The sequence below is a fragment of the Streptomyces sp. NPDC001709 genome (assembly GCF_053596375.1).
The window spans coordinates 155,982-172,764 of record NZ_JBSFGB010000011.1 but is presented as its reverse complement, the minus strand read 5'-3'; the positions used below and the strand labels follow the sequence as shown (position 1 = coordinate 172,764).

Annotated in this window: 16 protein-coding genes; 6 read left to right on the top strand and 10 right to left on the bottom strand. The window is 71.5% G+C overall.

Annotation, left to right across the window (positions count from 1 at the left end):
* The first annotated feature begins 187 nt into the window (after positions 1-187).
* From ACWC0C_RS18765 to ACWC0C_RS18745, 5 genes are all read left to right on the top strand, one after another.
* Positions 188-1,168: an ABC transporter ATP-binding protein gene (locus ACWC0C_RS18765; RefSeq protein WP_450864931.1), complete on the top strand. Its 981-nt coding sequence runs from the start codon at positions 188-190 to the stop codon at positions 1,166-1,168.
* Positions 1,158-2,075, top strand: coding sequence for an ABC transporter permease subunit (locus tag ACWC0C_RS18760; RefSeq protein WP_450864900.1), 918 nt, complete (start codon positions 1,158-1,160; stop codon positions 2,073-2,075). Before ACWC0C_RS18765 ends, ACWC0C_RS18760 begins: the two co-directional genes overlap by 11 nt.
* Positions 2,072-2,983, top strand: a complete 912-nt coding sequence (locus tag ACWC0C_RS18755) for an ABC transporter ATP-binding protein (RefSeq protein WP_450864899.1) — start codon at positions 2,072-2,074, stop codon at positions 2,981-2,983. Before ACWC0C_RS18760 ends, ACWC0C_RS18755 begins: the two co-directional genes overlap by 4 nt.
* A gap of 10 nt (positions 2,984-2,993) precedes the next feature.
* On the top strand, positions 2,994-3,713 hold the full coding sequence (locus tag ACWC0C_RS18750) for an ABC transporter permease subunit (protein WP_449195075.1): 720 nt from the start codon (positions 2,994-2,996) through the stop codon (positions 3,711-3,713).
* Positions 3,714-3,822: 109 nt separating this feature from the next.
* Complete coding sequence (locus ACWC0C_RS18745) at positions 3,823-4,065, top strand: SGM_3592 family protein (protein WP_450864898.1); 243 nt, start codon at positions 3,823-3,825, stop codon at positions 4,063-4,065.
* A 475-nt stretch (positions 4,066-4,540) separates the two neighbouring features.
* Here ACWC0C_RS18745 and ACWC0C_RS18740 read toward each other — a convergent pair whose 3' ends face one another.
* From ACWC0C_RS18740 to ACWC0C_RS18700, 9 genes are all read right to left on the bottom strand, one after another.
* Positions 4,541-5,341, bottom strand: a complete 801-nt coding sequence (locus ACWC0C_RS18740; RefSeq protein ID WP_449195077.1) for an HAD family hydrolase — start codon at positions 5,339-5,341, stop codon at positions 4,541-4,543.
* Positions 5,338-6,615: a serine--tRNA ligase gene (gene serS, locus ACWC0C_RS18735; RefSeq protein WP_450864897.1), complete on the bottom strand. Its 1,278-nt coding sequence runs from the start codon at positions 6,613-6,615 to the stop codon at positions 5,338-5,340. The genes ACWC0C_RS18740 and serS overlap by 4 nt, the downstream gene beginning before the upstream one ends.
* Positions 6,616-7,166: 551 nt before the next feature.
* A complete protein-coding gene (gene pheA, locus ACWC0C_RS18730; RefSeq protein ID WP_449195079.1) occupies positions 7,167-8,099 on the bottom strand; it encodes a prephenate dehydratase in 933 nt (310 codons plus the stop codon).
* 141 nt (positions 8,100-8,240) lie between these two features.
* Entirely contained in the window at positions 8,241-9,524 is a 1,284-nt protein-coding gene (gene efeB / locus ACWC0C_RS18725) for an iron uptake transporter deferrochelatase/peroxidase subunit (RefSeq protein ID WP_450864896.1), read from the bottom strand.
* Positions 9,525-9,532: 8 nt separating this feature from the next.
* Positions 9,533-11,518, bottom strand: coding sequence for a copper resistance CopC/CopD family protein (locus ACWC0C_RS18720; RefSeq protein ID WP_450864895.1), 1,986 nt, complete (start codon positions 11,516-11,518; stop codon positions 9,533-9,535).
* Between the two features lie 16 nt (positions 11,519-11,534).
* Positions 11,535-12,014 carry a copper chaperone PCu(A)C gene (locus ACWC0C_RS18715; protein ID WP_450864894.1) on the bottom strand — a complete coding sequence of 160 codons (480 nt, stop codon included), beginning with the start codon at positions 12,012-12,014 and terminating at the stop codon, positions 11,535-11,537.
* Positions 12,011-12,664, bottom strand: coding sequence for an SCO family protein (locus ACWC0C_RS18710; protein ID WP_449195083.1), 654 nt, complete (start codon positions 12,662-12,664; stop codon positions 12,011-12,013). The genes ACWC0C_RS18715 and ACWC0C_RS18710 overlap by 4 nt, the downstream gene beginning before the upstream one ends.
* Positions 12,665-12,785: 121 nt before the next feature.
* Positions 12,786-13,541 carry a YcnI family copper-binding membrane protein gene (locus ACWC0C_RS18705; RefSeq protein ID WP_449195084.1) on the bottom strand — a complete coding sequence of 252 codons (756 nt, stop codon included), beginning with the start codon at positions 13,539-13,541 and terminating at the stop codon, positions 12,786-12,788.
* A 148-nt stretch (positions 13,542-13,689) separates the two neighbouring features.
* Positions 13,690-14,553 carry a hypothetical protein gene (locus tag ACWC0C_RS18700; RefSeq protein WP_450864893.1) on the bottom strand — a complete coding sequence of 288 codons (864 nt, stop codon included), beginning with the start codon at positions 14,551-14,553 and terminating at the stop codon, positions 13,690-13,692.
* Positions 14,554-14,859: 306 nt separating this feature from the next.
* Here ACWC0C_RS18700 and ACWC0C_RS18695 point away from each other — a divergent pair, with 306 nt between their 5' ends.
* Positions 14,860-15,306 (top strand): ATP-binding protein, encoded by a 447-nt coding sequence (locus ACWC0C_RS18695; protein WP_449195086.1) that lies wholly within the window; start codon positions 14,860-14,862, stop codon positions 15,304-15,306.
* An 89-nt stretch (positions 15,307-15,395) separates the two neighbouring features.
* Here the strand turns inward: ACWC0C_RS18695 and pdxR are convergent, their stop codons facing one another.
* Positions 15,396-16,769, bottom strand: coding sequence for a MocR-like pyridoxine biosynthesis transcription factor PdxR (pdxR, locus tag ACWC0C_RS18690; RefSeq protein ID WP_449195087.1), 1,374 nt, complete (start codon positions 16,767-16,769; stop codon positions 15,396-15,398).
* Positions 16,770-16,783 lie beyond the last annotated feature (14 nt).

Genomic DNA, 16,783 nt, shown 5'->3' with positions numbered 1-16,783 from the left:
GACACTGGCGAATGTGACAGTTGTTAGAGGCGGCGTCAATAGGGTGGGCGGCAGGCTGTGGAAAACCCGGGGTAACCCCTGGGCAGGGGCATCCCTTAGGGTCCCGTAATACCTGGGTCTGACGCGAAGACGGCTCTGAGGTCTGACGACTGGCGTGGCCCGGATCACTACCGTCGTCTGCGTGACTGTGATCGCGACCGAAAGCCTGAGCAAGCGGTTCCCCCGGGTGACCGCTCTCGACCGGCTGTCCGTGGACATCGGGCCCGGTGTGACCGGACTCGTCGGAGCCAACGGCGCCGGCAAGTCCACCCTGATCAAGATCCTGCTGGGTCTGTCCCCCGCCACGGAGGGCCGCGCCGAGGTGCTCGGCCTCGACGTCGCCACCAAGGGCGGCGCCATCCGTGAACGCGTGGGCTACATGCCGGAGCACGACTGCCTGCCGCCCGACGTCTCGGCCACCGAGTTCGTCGTCCACATGGCGCGCATGTCCGGCCTGCCGCCCACCGCCGCGCGCGAGCGCACCGCGGACACCCTGCGCCACGTCGGTCTGTACGAGGAGCGCTACCGCCCCATCGGCGGCTACTCCACAGGCATGAAACAGCGGGTGAAGCTCGCCCAGGCGCTGGTGCACGACCCGCAACTGGTGTTCCTGGACGAGCCGACCAACGGCCTCGACCCGGTCGGCCGGGACGAGATGCTCGGCCTGATCCGCCGCATCCACACCGACTTCGGCATCTCGGTCCTGGTCACCTCCCACCTCCTGGGTGAACTGGAGCGCACCTGCGACCACGTTGTCGTCATCGACGGCGGCAAGCTCCTGCGCTCCAGCTCCACCACCGACTTCACCCAGGCCACGGCCACCCTCGCGATCGAGGTCGCCGACAGCGACGCCCACCCCGACGGCACCAGCGCGGTCCGCGACGCGCTCCACGCGCGCGGGGTGGACACCCACAACGAGGGCCAGGGCCTGCCCGGCGCGGGCCACATCTTGCTGCTGACCGCCCAGGGCGAGGAGACGTACGACCTGATCCGGGACGTCGTCGCCGACCTCGGGCTCGGCCTGGTGCGCATGGAGCAGCGCCGGCACCACATCTCCGAGGTGTTCACCGGCAGCGACGAACACGGCAGCGACGAGCAGCGGAAGGAGGCCGTCAGCCATGGCGGTTGAGCACCCCTTGCAGCCCCTGACCTCGCCCACGGGCGACCAGACCCGCATCCACGACATCGGCTACCGCGGCTACGACGGCCCCCGCCTGGGCCGCGCCTACGCCCGCCGCTCGCTGTACGCGCAGTCCCTGCGCGGCTCCTACGGCCTCGGCCGCTCGGCCAAGTCCAAGGTGCTGCCGATGCTGCTGTTCGCGGTGATGTGCGTGCCCGCGGCCATCATGGTGGCCGTCGCGGTCTTCACCAAGGCGCATGAACTACCGGTGGCCTACACCCGCTACGCGATCATGATGCAGGCCGTGATCAGCCTGTACGTCGCCGCGCAGGCACCCCAGGCCGTCTCCCGCGACCTGCGCTTCAAGACCGTGCCGCTGTACTTCTCGCGGCCCATCGAGACCGCCGACTACGTACGTGCCAAGTTCGCCTCTCTCGCCTCGGCGATCTTCATCCTGACCGCCGCTCCCCTGCTCGTGATGTACGTGGGCGCGCTGCTGTCCAAGCTGGGCTTCGCCCACCAGACGAAGGAATTCACCGAGGGACTGGTCTCCGTGGCCCTGCTCTCCCTGCTGTTCGCCGGCATAGGCCTGGTCATCGCCGCCGTCACCCCGCGCCGCGGCTTCGGCATCGCCGCCGTGATCGCCGTGCTGATCATCACCTACGGCGCGGTCTCCACGCTCCAGGCCATCGCCGATGTGCAGAACCACTCCAGTGCCATCCCGTGGATCGGCCTGTTCTCGCCCATCACACTCATCGACGGCGTCCAGTCGGCCTTCCTGGGCGCGACCGCCCGCAACCCCGGAGCGGTCGACCCGTCGGCCGGGCAGGGCGTGGTCTACGTCCTGGTCGTGCTCGGCCTGATCGCCGGCAGCTACGGCCTGCTGATGCGCCGCTACAAGAAGGTGGGACTGTGACCACGCTCAGCATCGACCACGTCTCCCGCTGGTTCGGCAACGTGGTCGCCGTCAACGACATCACCATGACCATCGGCCCCGGCGTCACCGGCCTGCTCGGCCCCAACGGAGCCGGAAAGTCCACCCTGATCAACATGATGGGCGGCTTCCTCGCCCCCTCCACCGGCACCGTCACCCTCGACGGACAGCCGGTGTGGCGCAACGAGCAGATCTACCGGCACATCGGCATCGTCCCCGAACGCGAGGCGATGTACGACTTCCTCACCGGCCACGAGTTCGTCGTCGCCAACGCCGAGCTGCACGGCCTGGGTGCCAAGGCTGCCCAAAAGGCGCTGGCCACGGTCGAGATGGAGTACGCGCAGGACCGGAAGATCTCCACGTACTCCAAGGGCATGCGGCAGCGCGTGAAGATGGCGAGCGCGCTGGTGCACGACCCCTCGCTGCTCCTGCTGGACGAGCCGTTCAACGGCATGGACCCGCGCCAGCGCATGCAACTGATGGACCTGCTGCGGAAGATGGGCGACGAGGGCCGCACCGTGCTGTTCTCCTCGCACATCCTCGAAGAGGTCGAACAGCTCGCCCGGCACATCGAGGTCGTCGTCGCCGGACGGCACGCGGCCAGCGGCGACTTCCGCAAGATCCGCCGGCTGATGACCGACCGCCCGCACCGCTATGTCGTCCGCTCCAGCGACGACCGCACGCTCGCGGCCGCGCTGATCGCCGACCCCTCGACGGCCGGCATCGAGGTCGACCTGACCGAGGGAGCGCTGCGCATCCAGGCCGTCGACTTCGGCCGTTTCACCGCGCTGCTGCCCCGGGTCGCCCGGGACCACGGCATCCGGCTGCTCACGGTCTCGCCGTCGGACGAGTCCCTGGAGTCCGTCTTCTCGTATCTGGTCGCGGCGTAGGAGGCCGAAGATGTACGACCCCACCGTCGCCCGGCTCACCTACCGGGCCCTGCTCGGCCGCCGTCGGGCGCTCATCCTCGGCGCGCTGCCGCTGCTGCTGATCGTGCTCTCCGTGGCCGTGCGCGGCCTGACCGGAGCCGACGACCAGACCGCCGCCGACGTGCTCGGCGGTTTCGCGATCGCCACGATGGTGCCGATCATCGGCGTCATCGCGGGCACGGGCGCGATCGGCCCGGAGATAGACGACGGCTCCGTCGTCTATCTGCTGTCCAAACCGCTGAAGCGGCCCGCGATCATCTTCACCAAGCTGATCGTCGCCATCGCCGTGACCATGGTGTTCTCGGCGGTGCCGACCCTGATCGCGGGGCTGATCCTCAACGGCAACGGCCAGCAGATCGCCGTCGCCTACACGGTCGCGGCACTGGTCTCCTCCATCGCCTACTCGGCGGTGTTCCTGCTGCTCGGCACGGTCTCCCGGCACGCGGTGGTCTTCGGGCTCGTGTACGCGCTGGTCTGGGAGGCGCTGTTCGGGTCGCTGGTGCCCGGCGCGCGCACGCTCAGCGTCCAGCAGTGGTCGCTGGCCGTCGCCCACAAGGTCGCCGGCGGGGACCTGGTGACCTCGGACGTGGGGCTGCCGACGGCCACGGTGCTGCTGGTGGCGGTCACCGTGCTGGCCACCTGGTACGCCGGACAGAAGCTGCGGACGCTGAAGCTGGCAGGCGAGGAGTAGGGCTGCGCAGGTCTGCGCAGGGCTGCGCGGGCCTGCGGCGGCTTTGACGGGGGCTTCACCTGGGTCTGGGCACACTGGGCACATCGGATGTACGGCTAGGAGGCCGGTGATGGCAGAGGAGACGCCGCAGAACGACGGGCGTGGGCGGACCACGGGTGACGCCTGGGACGGGTTGGTCCTGGACGAGTCCTTCGTGCATGCCGCCGAGACCTCGGAGCCGTCCGCGAGAGCCCGGATGCTCGCCGCCCGGTGGCGGGCCGAGGAGCCGGAGCCGCAGCCGTGGCGCTCCGACGATCCGCCGGCGGGCTGGTTCTTCAGCAAGGCCCGGCGCCGCAGATGGCGCCGCAGGTAGGGCGGTTCGCGGGCACCGGTTAATTCGGTGGCACCCAACTCGGCGGCGGGGCAGAGTGGTTGTGCCCCATCCGCCGGGAGTGTCCCGGCGCCGCGTTCTGGGAGAGGAGTCGGGCGACGTCCATGCACGGCAGTACGCCCAGCTCCCGACAGGGCAGCCCGAGGCCGGCTCCGGTGTAGTTACCCCACCGTGGAGCTCCAGCGCTGCCCGGGGCGGCCGCTTCGAGCACGTGAGCGCTGCGCTTGCGTGGGCCGCCTTCCCCGTGGCCCCCTGTTGCAAGGGGGCACCCTTCGCTGGGGTGGCCGGGTGAGTCGCGCGACTAGGCGCGCGAGGTGCCTCCCCCGCTCTCGACTTCGCTCGAGCCGGGGGGGGGACCCAGCCCACCCGTGCCACCCCAGCGGGACGAACTGCCGCAGCTACGGCGGTACGAGGCACCCGCACCCGGCGATGGACCGTACCCCCAGCAGCGCGGCCCCTACGCCAGCAACCGCTCCAGCACCACCGCGATGCCGTCCTCCTCGTTGGAGGCCGTCACCTCGTCGGCCACCGCGCGGAGCTCCTCGTGGGCGTTGGACATGGCCACGCCGTGGGAGGCCCAGGCGAACATGGGGATGTCGTTGGGCATGTCGCCGAAGGCGATCGTGTCCGTGGACTTCAGGCCCAGCCGGCGGGCCGCCAGGGACAGGCCCGTGGCCTTGGACAGGCCGAGCGGCAACAGTTCCACGATGCCCTCGCCCGCCATGGCCACCGTGACGAAGCCGCCGGCCGCCTGTCGGGCCGCGTCCGCCAGGTCGTCGTCGCTCAGCGTCGGGTGCTGTATGTAGATCTTGTTGAGGGGGGCCGCCCAGAGGTCGGACACGTCCGTGAAGGGCGTGGCGGGCAGGGTGCCCGTGACCGCGTAGCCCGGGCCCACCAGCACCTCGCCGTCGAGCCCGTCCCGGCCGGCCGCCAGGTACAGCGGGCCCACCTCGGCCTCGATCTTGGCCAGGGCCACGCCCGCCAGCTGCCGGTCCAGGGTGACCGAGGTCAGCAGGCGGTGCGCCCCGGCGTCGTAGACCTGCGCGCCCTGGCCGCAGACGGCGAGTCCGTCGTAGCCGAGGTCGTCCAGGATGTGCCGGGTCCACGGGACCGCGCGGCCGGTGACGACGATATGGGCCGCGCCCGCCGCGGTGGCCGCGGCGAGCGCGTCTCGGGTGCGCTGGGAGACCGACTCGTCGGAGCGCAGAAGCGTTCCGTCGAGGTCGGTGGCGATCAGTCGGTACGGAAAGCCGGTCACTTGGCGACCGGCTCCAGGACCTCCCGGCCGCCCAGGTACGGGCGCAGCACCTCGGGGACCCGGACGGAGCCGTCGGCCAGCTGGTGGTTCTCCAGGATCGCCACGATCGTGCGCGGGACGGCGCACAGCGTGCCGTTGAGCGTGGCGAGCGGCTTGACCTGCTTGCCGTCACGGACACGGATCGACAGACGGCGGGACTGGAACTCGGTGCAGTCCGAGGTCGAGGTCAGCTCGCGGTACTTGCCCTGGGTCGGGATCCACGCCTCGCAGTCGTACTTGCGGGCGGCCGAGGAACCCAGGTCGGCGCTGGCGACGTCGATGACGCGGAACGGCAGCTCCAGCGAGGTCAGCCACTGCTTCTCCCACTCCAGCAGGCGCTGGTGCTCGGCCCGGGAGTCCTCGGGGGCGACGTAGGAGAACATCTCGACCTTGTCGAACTGGTGCACCCGGAAGATGCCCCGGGTGTCCTTGCCGTGCGAGCCGGCCTCGCGGCGGAAGCAGGGGGAGAAGCCCGCGTAGCGCAGCGGGAGACGGTCCGCGTCGAGGATCTCGTCCATGTGGTACGCCGCCAGCGGGACCTCGGACGTGCCGACCAGGTACAAGTCGTCCTTGTCGAGGTGGTAGACGTCCTGGGCCGCCTGGCCGAGGAAGCCGGTGCCCGCCATGGACTGGGGGCGGACCAGCGCCGGGGTGAGCATGGGGGTGAAGCCCGCGGCGGTTGCCTGGGCCAGCGCCGCGTTCACCAGCGCCAGCTCCAGCAGGGCGCCGACACCGGTGAGGAAGTAGAAGCGGGAACCGGAGACCTTCGCGCCGCGCTCGACGTCGATGGCACCGAGCAGCTGGCCGAGCTCCAGGTGGTCCTTGGGCTCGAAGCCCTCGGCACCGAAGTCACGGATCGTGCCGTGGGTCTCGAGGGTGACGAAGTCCTCCTCGCCGCCGACGGGCACGTCGGGGTGAACGAGGTTGCCGAGCCGGAGCAGCAGCTCCTGGGTCTCGGCGTCGGCCGCGTCGCGCTCGGCGTCGGCGGCCTTGACGTCGGCGGCGAGCTGGCTCGCCCGCTTCAGCAGCTCGGCCTTCTCCTCGCCGGTGGCCTTGGGAATCAGCTTGCCGAGCTGCTTCTGCTCGGCGCGCAGCTCGTCGAAGCGGACGCCGGAGGACCTGCGCCGCTCGTCGGCAGACAGGAGGGAGTCGACGAGCGCGACATCCTCTCCACGGGCGCGCTGGGACGCGCGCACACGGTCGGGGTCCTCACGAAGCAGGCGAAGGTCAATCACGAGGCCAAGGCTACCGGTGCGGGCTCGCCGCTCACGAATCCCTATTCCGGGGAGTTCGGATTCGCTACTGTTCGCCCGCTTACGTTCCGTTATGCGCGAATTGCGGAACGTGTCAGAACGCGTCAAGGAAAAGTGTCTCACTCCCTGGGACGGGGCAGGGCCCGGGCGCCGGGTTGACCGGATTTCCTTGTGGAGAACGGGACTTCGCGGCCCCGCTGTCCACAGGGATCCACACCCCTCGAAGAGTTATCCACAGGCTGTGTGGAAGAACTGTGGACTTCGGAATTGATCAATCCGGATCTGCTGAGCGGAGTGAGGAATTCCCCGGTCAATGGCCGTCCACACCCACTTTCGAGTGGAAAACGGTCGCCCCGAAAGATGAACCCAAGGAAACGGGTGGACGAAGGGTGACCTAGGTGTAGGTCGTCCCATCGGTGAACCGAAGAGCGATTTGTCGACCGAGTCCCCCGCGCTTGTCGACTTGTCCCCAGGTCGAGAAGCGGACCTGTGGATAACTTCTGTGGATAACGATGATATGCAGGTACGACTGGCTAGAACCGGCCGTCCTGGCAGCGCGCCATCCAGTCCGCCGCCGCCATGAACTCCTCGTCCGAGGTCCCGGGCCGGGTCGCCGGAGCCTCGTCCGGCTTGATGTCCGCACGCGGATAGGAGCCGAGGAAACGCACCTGGAGACAGATCCGCTTCAGCCCCATCAGCGTCTCCGCCATCCGCCGGTCGGAGATATGGCCCTCGGCGTCGATGCAGAAGCAGTAGTTGCCGATGCCGGCGCCGGTCGGCCGGGACTGCAGCAGCATGAGGTTGATGCCGCGCGAGGCGAACTCGCCGAGCAGGTCGCGCAGCGCACCGGGATGGTCGTCGCGCTGCCACAGCACCACCGAGGTCTTGTCGGCGCCGGTCGGCGCGGCGGGCCGGGCCGGACGGCCGACCAGCACGAACCGGGTCTGTGCGTTCTCCGCGTCGTGGATCCCGGTCTCCAGGGCCTGGAGGCCGTACCGGGCGGCGGCGAACTCGCCCGCGAAGGCGGCGTCGTAGCGGCCTTCCTGGACCAGGCGGGCGGCGTCGGCGTTGGAGGCGGCCGACTCCCACTGCGCGTCCGGGAGGTGCTTACGCAGCCAGTTGCGCACCTGGGGCTGGGCCGCGGGGTGGGCGGAGACCGTCTTGATGTCCGTGAGCTTGGTGCCCGGCCGGACCAGCAGCGCGAAGGTGATCGACAGCAGCACCTCGCGGTAGATCATCAGCGGTTCGCCCGCGACCAGTTCGTCCAGGGTGGTGGTGATGCCGCCCTCGACGGAGTTCTCGATCGGTACGAACGCCGCCTCGGCCTCACCGGCCCGCACCGCGTCCAGCGCGGACTGCACCGACACATACGGCACGAGCGCCCGAGTGGCCGTTTCCGGGAGCGTCCGCAGGGCGACTTCGGTGAAGGTGCCCTCGGGGCCGAGATACGCATAGCTCGCTGGCATGTCCTCACCCTAATGGCCGCACGCCGCCCGGGGGCCGTTGTCTCACGACAGCCACTCGACCGGGTGGTTTGAACCCGGAAAGCCCAGTTGATCCGGTAAACCCCGTAACCCCGTCCCGCTCCGGCCCCGGCGCACTCCGGACTACCCCTCCAGCAGCCGCTGCCCCACGTACTCGCCCTTCGCCGCCCCGCCCGGCACTGCGAACAGCCCGCTCGCCTCGTGCCGGATGAACTGCGACAGCGCGTCGCCGCGGTCGAGCTTGCGCTGCACCGGTACGAAGCCGCGCAGCGGGTCCGCCTGCCAGCAGACGAAGAGCAGACCGGCGTCGGGCGCGCCGTCGGCATCGAAGCCGTCGTGGTAGGAGAAGGGGCGCCGCAACATGGCCGCGCCGCCGTTCTTGTCGGGCCGGGTGATCCGGGCGTGCGCGTTGAGCGGGATGACGTACTCGCCCTTGGCGTCGGTCTTCTCCAGGTCCATCGGGGTCGTCTCGCCGCCTCCGGACAGCGGTGCGCCGTTCGACTTCCGGCGCCCGATGACCGCCTCCTGAGCCGTCACCGACAGCTTCTCCCAGTCGTCCAGGAGCATGCGGATGCGGCGGACGACGGCGTAGGAGCCGTTCGCCATCCAGGCCGGCTCGCCCGTGGCCGGCACGAAGATCCGCTGGTCGAAGTCGGAGTTGGCCGGCTTGGGATTGCCGGTGCCGTCCAGCTGGCCCATGAGATTGCGGGCCGTCATGGGGTGTGCGGTGGCGCCCGGGCTGCGGTTGAAGCCGTTCATCTGCCAGCGCAGCCGGGCCGCGCCGCCGGCGTCCTTCTGGATCGCGCGCAGGGCGTGGAAGGCGACCAGGGCGTCGTTCGCGCCGATCTGCACCCACAGGTCGCCGTCGCTGCGCGCCTTGTCGAGATGGTCGGAGGAGAAGTCCGGCAGCGGGTCCAGCGCGCTCGGACGCTGCTTCTCCAGGCCGGTCCTGCCGAAGAAGCCGTGCCCGAAGCCGAAAGTGATCGTCAGCGAGGAGGGGCCGGCGTCGCGGGCCACATCGGTGTCGTCGTGCGGTGCGGCCTCGCCCGCCATCAGCCGTTCGGCCGTCGTCGACCAGCGGCGCAACAGGGCCGCCGCCTCCTTGCGGCCCGTGCCCGCCGCCAGATCGAAGGCGACGAGATGGCCGCGGGCCTGGAGCCCCTCGGTGATGCCGGACTGATGTTTCCCGTGAAACATCGCCTGATCGGAGCCCACCGAGGTCAGCGGCGTGGGCTCGGCGGGTGCGGCGGCATAGCCCACGGCTCCGCCGGCCGCGCCGAGCACGAGCCCGGTGGCGCCGGCGGTGCCGAGCAGCGCGCGCCGGGAGATGCCGTGGCCGCCCGCGGTATCGGGCTCTCCCGGAACCTCGGCGGAGGCACGGGCCTGAGGGACGGACTGCTTGGGCATGGTGTCGTTCAGCCGATCTGCGCGTTCTTGGAGACGGTCGCCTGGTCGATGTCGGAGGTCCGCACGGTGACGGCGATCTTCCAGTCGCCGGCCATGGGGATCTGCACTCCGTTCGCCGACCAGTGGCCGGTCGTGATGTGGTCGGGGGTCACGGGAAGCGGGCCGATCTTCTTCGCCTCCAGGGTGAAGGAGACCTTCACCTCGGGGACGTCGAAGGCCCGGCCGTTGGGCCGCTGGACGTACACATGCATCTCGTTGCCGCCCACGCGCGCGGGGTCGAGGTCGATGCTGATGACGCCCTTGCCGTCGGTGCCGCCCGTGTCGAAGGGCATGTCCAGGGTCAGCGCGCCGTTCGAGGGCGCCGTGGCCGAGGCCGAGGAGGAGCCCGCGGCCTTGGCGTCCAGCTCGGTGCGGCCCGGCTCGGTCTGGGTCAGCCAGGTGGTGACGGCGAGCAGTACGACCGCGACGCCCGCCTCTGCGAGCACCGAGCGGCGCAGCCCGAAGCGGTTCGCGTCACCGTCCCGCAGCCGCTTCTGCCGGGCGGTGTCCATGGCGGCCCGCTGCCGGGCGAGCTGGGCGGCGCGCTGGGAGTCACCGGCGCCCTTGTCCTCGCCGGCGGACTTCTCGGCCGCACCGGACGCGCCCCGCCCCTTGCCGGCCTTCCCGGCGACGGCCACCGTGACCGCGTCCTTGACGTCCTCGGCGCTTTTGGCGTTCTTGGCGTCCTCGGCGGCGACCGTGTCGGCGCTGTCGCCGAGCCGCCCCGTCCACCGCCGTGACACCGAGGCGATGCCGACCAGCAGCGCCACCAGCCCGATCTTGACCAGCAGCAGCTGTCCGTACCGGGTGTCGGTGAACGCCGACCAGGAGCCCAGCTGGCGCCAGGACTGGTAGGTGCCGGTCGCGACGAGCGTGACGACGGAGCCGAAGGCCACGCGGGAGAAGCGGCGCACGGCGGCGGCCTCCACCGGGGTCTCGGCGGGCGCCCGGTACAGGGCGACCAGCAGGGCGGTGAGCCCGCCCAGCCAGGCGGCGACGGCGAGCAGGTGGAGGACGTCGACGGGCATGGCGATGCCCGGCTGGAGCCCGACGGAGGCATGCTCGGCCATGGCCCAGCTGCTCGCGAGACCCGACGCGACGACCACCCCGCCGATCGCGAGCCCGAAGGTCAGATCGCGCTTCTCCTGGCCATCCGCGCGTTTGGTGTAGGCGCCGAAGAGGACGGCGATGAACAGCGCGGCGGCGGCTAGCAGCAGCAGCCGGGAGACCAGGGCCGCGCCGGTCTTGGTCTGCAGCACCTGGCCGAGCAGACCGAGGTCGAAGATGTCGGCGACCTTGCCGGACGTGGTGTACGAGCCGCGCAGGAGCAGCAGCCACAGGGTCGCCGCGGTGAGCGTGAGCCAGCCGCCGACGACCAGCCGCTGTACGGCCCGTACACCCGCGCCGCGCTCCCAGCAGGCGAGGACGAAGGCCGCGCCGCCCGCCAGCACGATGAAGCCGGCGTACGACGCGTACCGCCCGAACGCGTAGAGCCCGCCCACGGTGCCGCCGCCCGCGACCGGCCCGGTACCGGAGACGACGGTCTGCGAGGGCGCCCCGATGGAGAAGGTGTAGGCGCCGGAGACGGGGTGGCTGTCGGCCGAGACGACCTGGTAGGTGACCGTGTAGGTGCCCTTGCCCAGGCCGCTCTTGAGCCGCACGGCGTACGTCGTCCCGCTCAGGTTGGCGGGCTTGCCGGTCTGGACAGGCTTGCCCCGGGGGTCGAGGACGCGCAGGGAGTCGTCGTTCATCGCCACCTTCTCGGAGAAGGTGAGCGCCACCTGGCTGGGCGCCTGCTTGACCACCACCCCCTGCGCGGGGTCGCTGCCGGTCAGCGCCGCGTGCGCGGAGGCCGGTCCGGCACCCGCGAGCAGCGCGCCGGTGACGGCGAGGAACAGCGTCACCAGGATGCGCAGGGCGGCGCGCTGTCCCTTGGGGGTGATGGTCGGCGTCACGGTGGTGGTCCCTCCCTCAGTGGCCGGTCGACGGGTTGTACGTGGCGGACTTCACCGGCATCTCGACGGTGAGGGGCCCGGACTTGGCGAAGGTGAGCTTCACGGTGACCGTCTGGCCCTGCTTCGGCCTGCGCTTCAGCTTCTCGAACATCAGATGGTTGCCGCCGCTTTTGAACACGAGTTGACCGTGGGCGGGTATGGCGAAGGAGTTCTGCTCCCGCATGGCGCCGCCCATGGTGCTGTGCATGGTGACCTGGCCGGTCAGATCGCTGCTGACCGAGGTCAGCTCGTCCTTTGTACCGCCCTTGTTGGTGATCGTCAGGAATCCGGCGGCCATGTCGGCGGAGACCGGCTGGGGCATGTAGGACGCGCTCACCGAAAGGTCGGCCTTCGAGGAGCCGGAGCCGGTCGAACCGGAGCCGGAGGAGCCGCAGCCCGCGAGGGCCAGTGCACCGGCGAGCGCGGCGGCGGTCATGACGGCGGGGCGGTGCCTCACGGGTTCGCCCCCTTGACGAGCTTGGGCAGGTCCTTGGTGTAGTCGTCGACCGTGGCGTTCTCGCCGTAGAGGACATAACCGCCGTTCGTCTTCGGGGAGAAGGCGATGACCTGGGTGCCGTGGACGGAGACGAGCTTGCCGTTCTTGTCCTTCGTCGTCGGCTCGACGGAGATGCCGACGGAGCGGGCACCGGCCTGGATGGTGGCGAAGTCCCCGGTCAGGCCGATGAACTGGGGGTCGATGCCCTTGAGCCACTTGCCCAGCTCGGCCGGGGTGTCGCGGCCGGGGTCGGTGGTGACGAACACGACCCGGAGGTCGTCCTGCTCGGCCTTGGGCAGCGCCTTCTTGGCGACGGCGATGTTGCTCATGGTCGTCGGGCAGATGTCGGGGCAGTGGGTGTAGCCGAAGTAGACCAGGGTCGGATGGCCCTGGGTCTCCTTGCGGAGGTCGTACTTCTTGCCGTGCGTGTCGGTGAGGACGAGGTCCGGCTTCTCGAAGGGCTGGTCGAGGACGGTGGCGGCCTTGCCCGAGCCGGACTCCTCCGAGACCACGGCGACCGGCGACTTGCCGTCGTTCCCGCTGCCGCAGGCGGACAGGGTCAGGGTGGCGGCGGCGAGCAGCGCGGCCGCGGCGAACGTCTTCTTGCGCATAGAAAAATGTCCCAGATGTGAGTACTCCGGTGCGCACCGGGGTCGTACGACGGCTTACGACAGCCACGACAGCGTCGCACGCGCCGCACGGCCCCCGTGCGCGGTCCGGAAGCGGTGGGGCTCAGGCGGTCCGGCGGCGGCCGGCGAGGACGCCGTAGGCGACGCCCGCGATGCCGACGGCGATGCCGACCACGGCGAGCACGCGTGCGGTGGTGTCGGTGTCCTGGGAGCCGGAGTTCGGGGCGGCGGCCGCGGCCGCGTCCTCGGTCTTGTCGGAGGCGTCCTTGGCGTTCGCCGAGCCGTGGTCGTCGGCCGCGCCGGACAGCTGCAGCACCGGCGCCGGGTTCTCCGGCTCGTCCTGGCCGGCCTGCGGCACCTCGATCCAGCGCACGACCTCGTTGTCGGAGTACGTCTGGAGCGCCTTGAACACCAGCTGGTCGGTGTTCTCGGGCAGGGCGCCGAGGGAGAGCGGGAACTTCTGGAAGTAGCCGGGCTGGATGCCCTTGCCGTCGGCGGCGGTCCAGGTGACCTTGGTGACGGCCTCGTCGATCTTCTCGCCGTGCATGGTCAGCGGCTTGTCCAGCTTGGACTTGGTGACCTTCGCGGTCCAGCCGGGGACGGCCTCGGGCATGACCGAGGCGAGCGGGTGGTCGGCGGGGAGGCTGACCTCGACCTTGGTGGTCGAGGCGTTGTCACGCTCGTTGGGGACCTTGAAGTCGACGACGGCGAAGCCGCCCTTGGCCGCGGGGCCCTCCGGCTGCACGCTGACGTGCGCGAAGGCGGGGACGGACAGGGCCAGTACGGCCGTGCCCGCGACGGCGCCGGCGGCGGCGAGGCGGGAGACGGCGCGACGAGAGGCGATACGGGAAGCCTGCATGGCAGGAGCACTCCACTCTGAGAGTTCCGGTGGCGAAGAGAGGTACGCGTGCGCGTGAGGGCACCACTCGGGGGGTGTGCGCACGCGCGCGTGCCGCGCGGCGGCGGCGGCCTCTCCGGTGAACAGGTGGAGTGGTGCGCGCGTCGCGTCAGGCGGCGAGGAGGAAGCCGGCGGCGGGCGGGCCGCGCCGGATCACCGTGTGCTGGAGTGCGGTGGTGTGCGGGGTGGGTGCCTCGTCCCGGGCGGTACGAGGGCCGCGCGGGCCGGGCTCGGCGGCGGGCAGCAGACCGGCGCACAGGGCGTGCGCGAGCGCGAGTGCCGCGCGCAGGGACCGTACGAGCGCCCCCTCCGCGACTCCGTGCGCCGACAGCTCGATCAGCCGCAGCAGCGCCAGATCACCGCGGCGCAGCAGCCAGCCGGCGGCGACGGCCGCGAGGACGTGGCCGAGCAGCATCGGCAGGGAGGGCAGCAGTGCGGCGGAGGAGCCGGTGGCGTCGTACGCGGGGCGCATGCCGCCCATGACGGCCGCGGGCCGGCCCGAACGGTCGATGAGGTGGGCGGCGAGCAGGAGGTGGTAGGCGCGCCCCGGGGTGAGGGCCGTCGGGGTCGACCCGCACAGGAACCGTGCGGCCTGCTCGACCAGCGCGGTGTCGCTGAGCGAGGAGCCCCGCGCACCCGGTGCCGCCGTCGCCATGCCGCCGGAGGCCATAGCGCCGGAAGCCATGGCCGCCCCGTGCTGGCCCAGCCCGAACAGCGTGTGCAGGGCGGTCTGGCCGAGTGCGAGGAGCGCGGCGATGCCCGGCAGCGAGCGGGCCCGCCCGGCGAGCGGCACCACGAGCAGCAGACAGCCGAGGAAGCCCGCGCCCAGCGTCCACAGCGGCACGCTCGCACAGGAGGCGAGCGCGTGCCCGCACGCGGCCAGCACGACGCAGACCGCGGCGAACACCGCGGCCCGCAGGATCCGGAGCCCGGCTCCGGGACGACACGCCGTGCGCGGGTGGGGGGCAGTCATGGCGGCCTCATCATCCCATTGCGCTTATCGGGGGCCTACGGCAGGGGCTGCGCAGGTGGGCGGGGGCGGGACTGTGGAGGGGTGCCGGGCCGGGGCTGTCGTAGCCGTGTGTGACCGGGCGGCGCGAGCGGCGTACGGCAGGGGGGTGGGGTGTTCTACGACCGGTCCGGGGGATCGCCCCTCATACACCGATTCCTCCCTCGGCGCATCGGCTGTATGGGCGGTGTCACGTCAATGGAGTGCTTACGCCCCCCTACGGGCGGCAATAGGTATCGGTATGTCGAGCCGCGGCCAGGAGGCTGGAGCATGAGCATCTGGTGGTCACTCCATCTGCGGCGCGAGGCTGCGAGCGTGCCGCTCGCCCGGCGGCTGCTGATCGGCACCATGGAGACGGCGGGCGTGGACCCCGACATCTCCTACGACCTGTCCGTCGCCCTCACCGAGGCCTGCGCGAACGCCGTCGAGCACGGCGGGAGCACCCCGCACGGCGGCTCCTCGGAGGCGTACCGGGTGACCGCGTACCTCGACGGCGAGAAGTGCCGTATCGAGGTGGCCGATTCCGGACCGGGGTTCTCCCGCGTCCAGGAGGTCAGAGCCGCCCGCGCGGACGCCGAGCACGGCCGCGGGCTGTGTCTCATCCGGGAACTCGCCGACCACGTCCACATCGGCGCCAAGCCGGGCCGGGGCGGCACGGTGGTCAGCTTCGACAAGATCCTCAAGTGGCGGGAGGACGCGCCGTTGCTGGCCGTCTAGGACCGCCGGACGCGGCGGCGGTGTCGTCGCCGCGGCTCAACGGGCCTACCGTGAGCGCCGGTACGGCCGCCCGCGGGGGCCCGTGCCGCTCAGCGGCCGCCCGTCTCCAGCACCTTCGCCAGCACCTCCAGCGCCTCCGGATACGCCCGCTCGCGGGGCGTGCCGTAGCCGACGACCAGGCCCTGGGGGCGGCCGGGGCCGGGGGTGTGCCAGTGGTCGCCGAGGGCGCCGAGGGCGAGGCCCTCCGCCTCCGCGCGGGCCAGCACCTCCGCCTCGTCGGGCACGTCGATCAGCGCGTGCAGCCCCGCCGCGATCCCGCGCACGCTCCGGCCCGCCCCCAGTCGGTCCAGCAGCAGGTCCCGGCGGCGCCGGTAGCGCAGCCGGCACGCGCGTACGTGCCGGTCGTAGGCATGGCTGTCGATCAGCTCCGCCAGCGCCAACTGGCCGATGGTCTCGGTGTGGTGGTCGCTGTGCAGCTTGGCGTCGGCCACCGCGTCGACCAGGTGCGGCGGCAGCACCATCCAGCCGAGCCGCAGCGCCGGGCCGAGCGTCTTGGAGGCCGTGCCGAGGTACACCACCTGGCCGGGCGCCATGCCCTGCAACGCGCCCACCGGCTGGCGGTCGTAGCGGAACTCCCCGTCGTAGTCGTCCTCGACGATCAGGCCGCCACGCGCGCGTGCCCAGTCGCCCAGCGCCCGCCGCCGCTCCGGGTGCAGGGTCACACCGGTCGGGTACTGGTGCGCCGGGGTGACGACCACGGCGGCGGCCTCGCCCAGGTGCCCGGCGTGCACCCCGCGCGCGTCGACGGGCACCGGCAGGACCGTTCCGCCATTGCGCCGCACCACGTCCCGGTGGAACGGCAGCCCCGGGTCCTCCATGGCGACGGTGGCGCCGTCCAGCACGCGCGTGAGCAGCGCGAGTCCCTGGACGTACCCGGAGGTGATGACGATGCGCTCCGGCGGCGCGAGCACCCCGCGTGCCCGGCCCAGATACCCGGACAGCGCCGTGCGCAGCTCGATCCGGCCCCGCGGGTCGCCGTAGTCGTACGCCAGCGAGGGCGCCGTCGCTATCGCCCGGCGCAGCGCCCGCAGCCAGGCCGCCGCCGGAAACGCGCCGACGTCGGGGCTGCCGGGGCGCAGATCGAAACGCGGGGCACGCGTGCGTGTCGCCGTTCCGGCTTCCGCCGACTCGACGCTCGGCAGCTCGGCGACCCGGGTGCCCGAGCCCTGGCGCGCCGTCAGATACCCCTCGGCGACGAGCTGGTCGTAGGCGGCCTTGGCGGTGCCGCGCGAGATACCGAGCTCGACCGCGAGCCGCCGGGTGGCCGGCAACCGTGTCCCGGGGGCGAGCCGCCCGTCCCGCACGGCGTCCCGCAGGGCCCGTTCGAGCCCGATACGGCGCCCGTCCGCCGCGTCGGGTTCGAGATGCAGATCCACACCCACACCGGACCAGAAGTCGTTCACGAGAACCTTCCCCC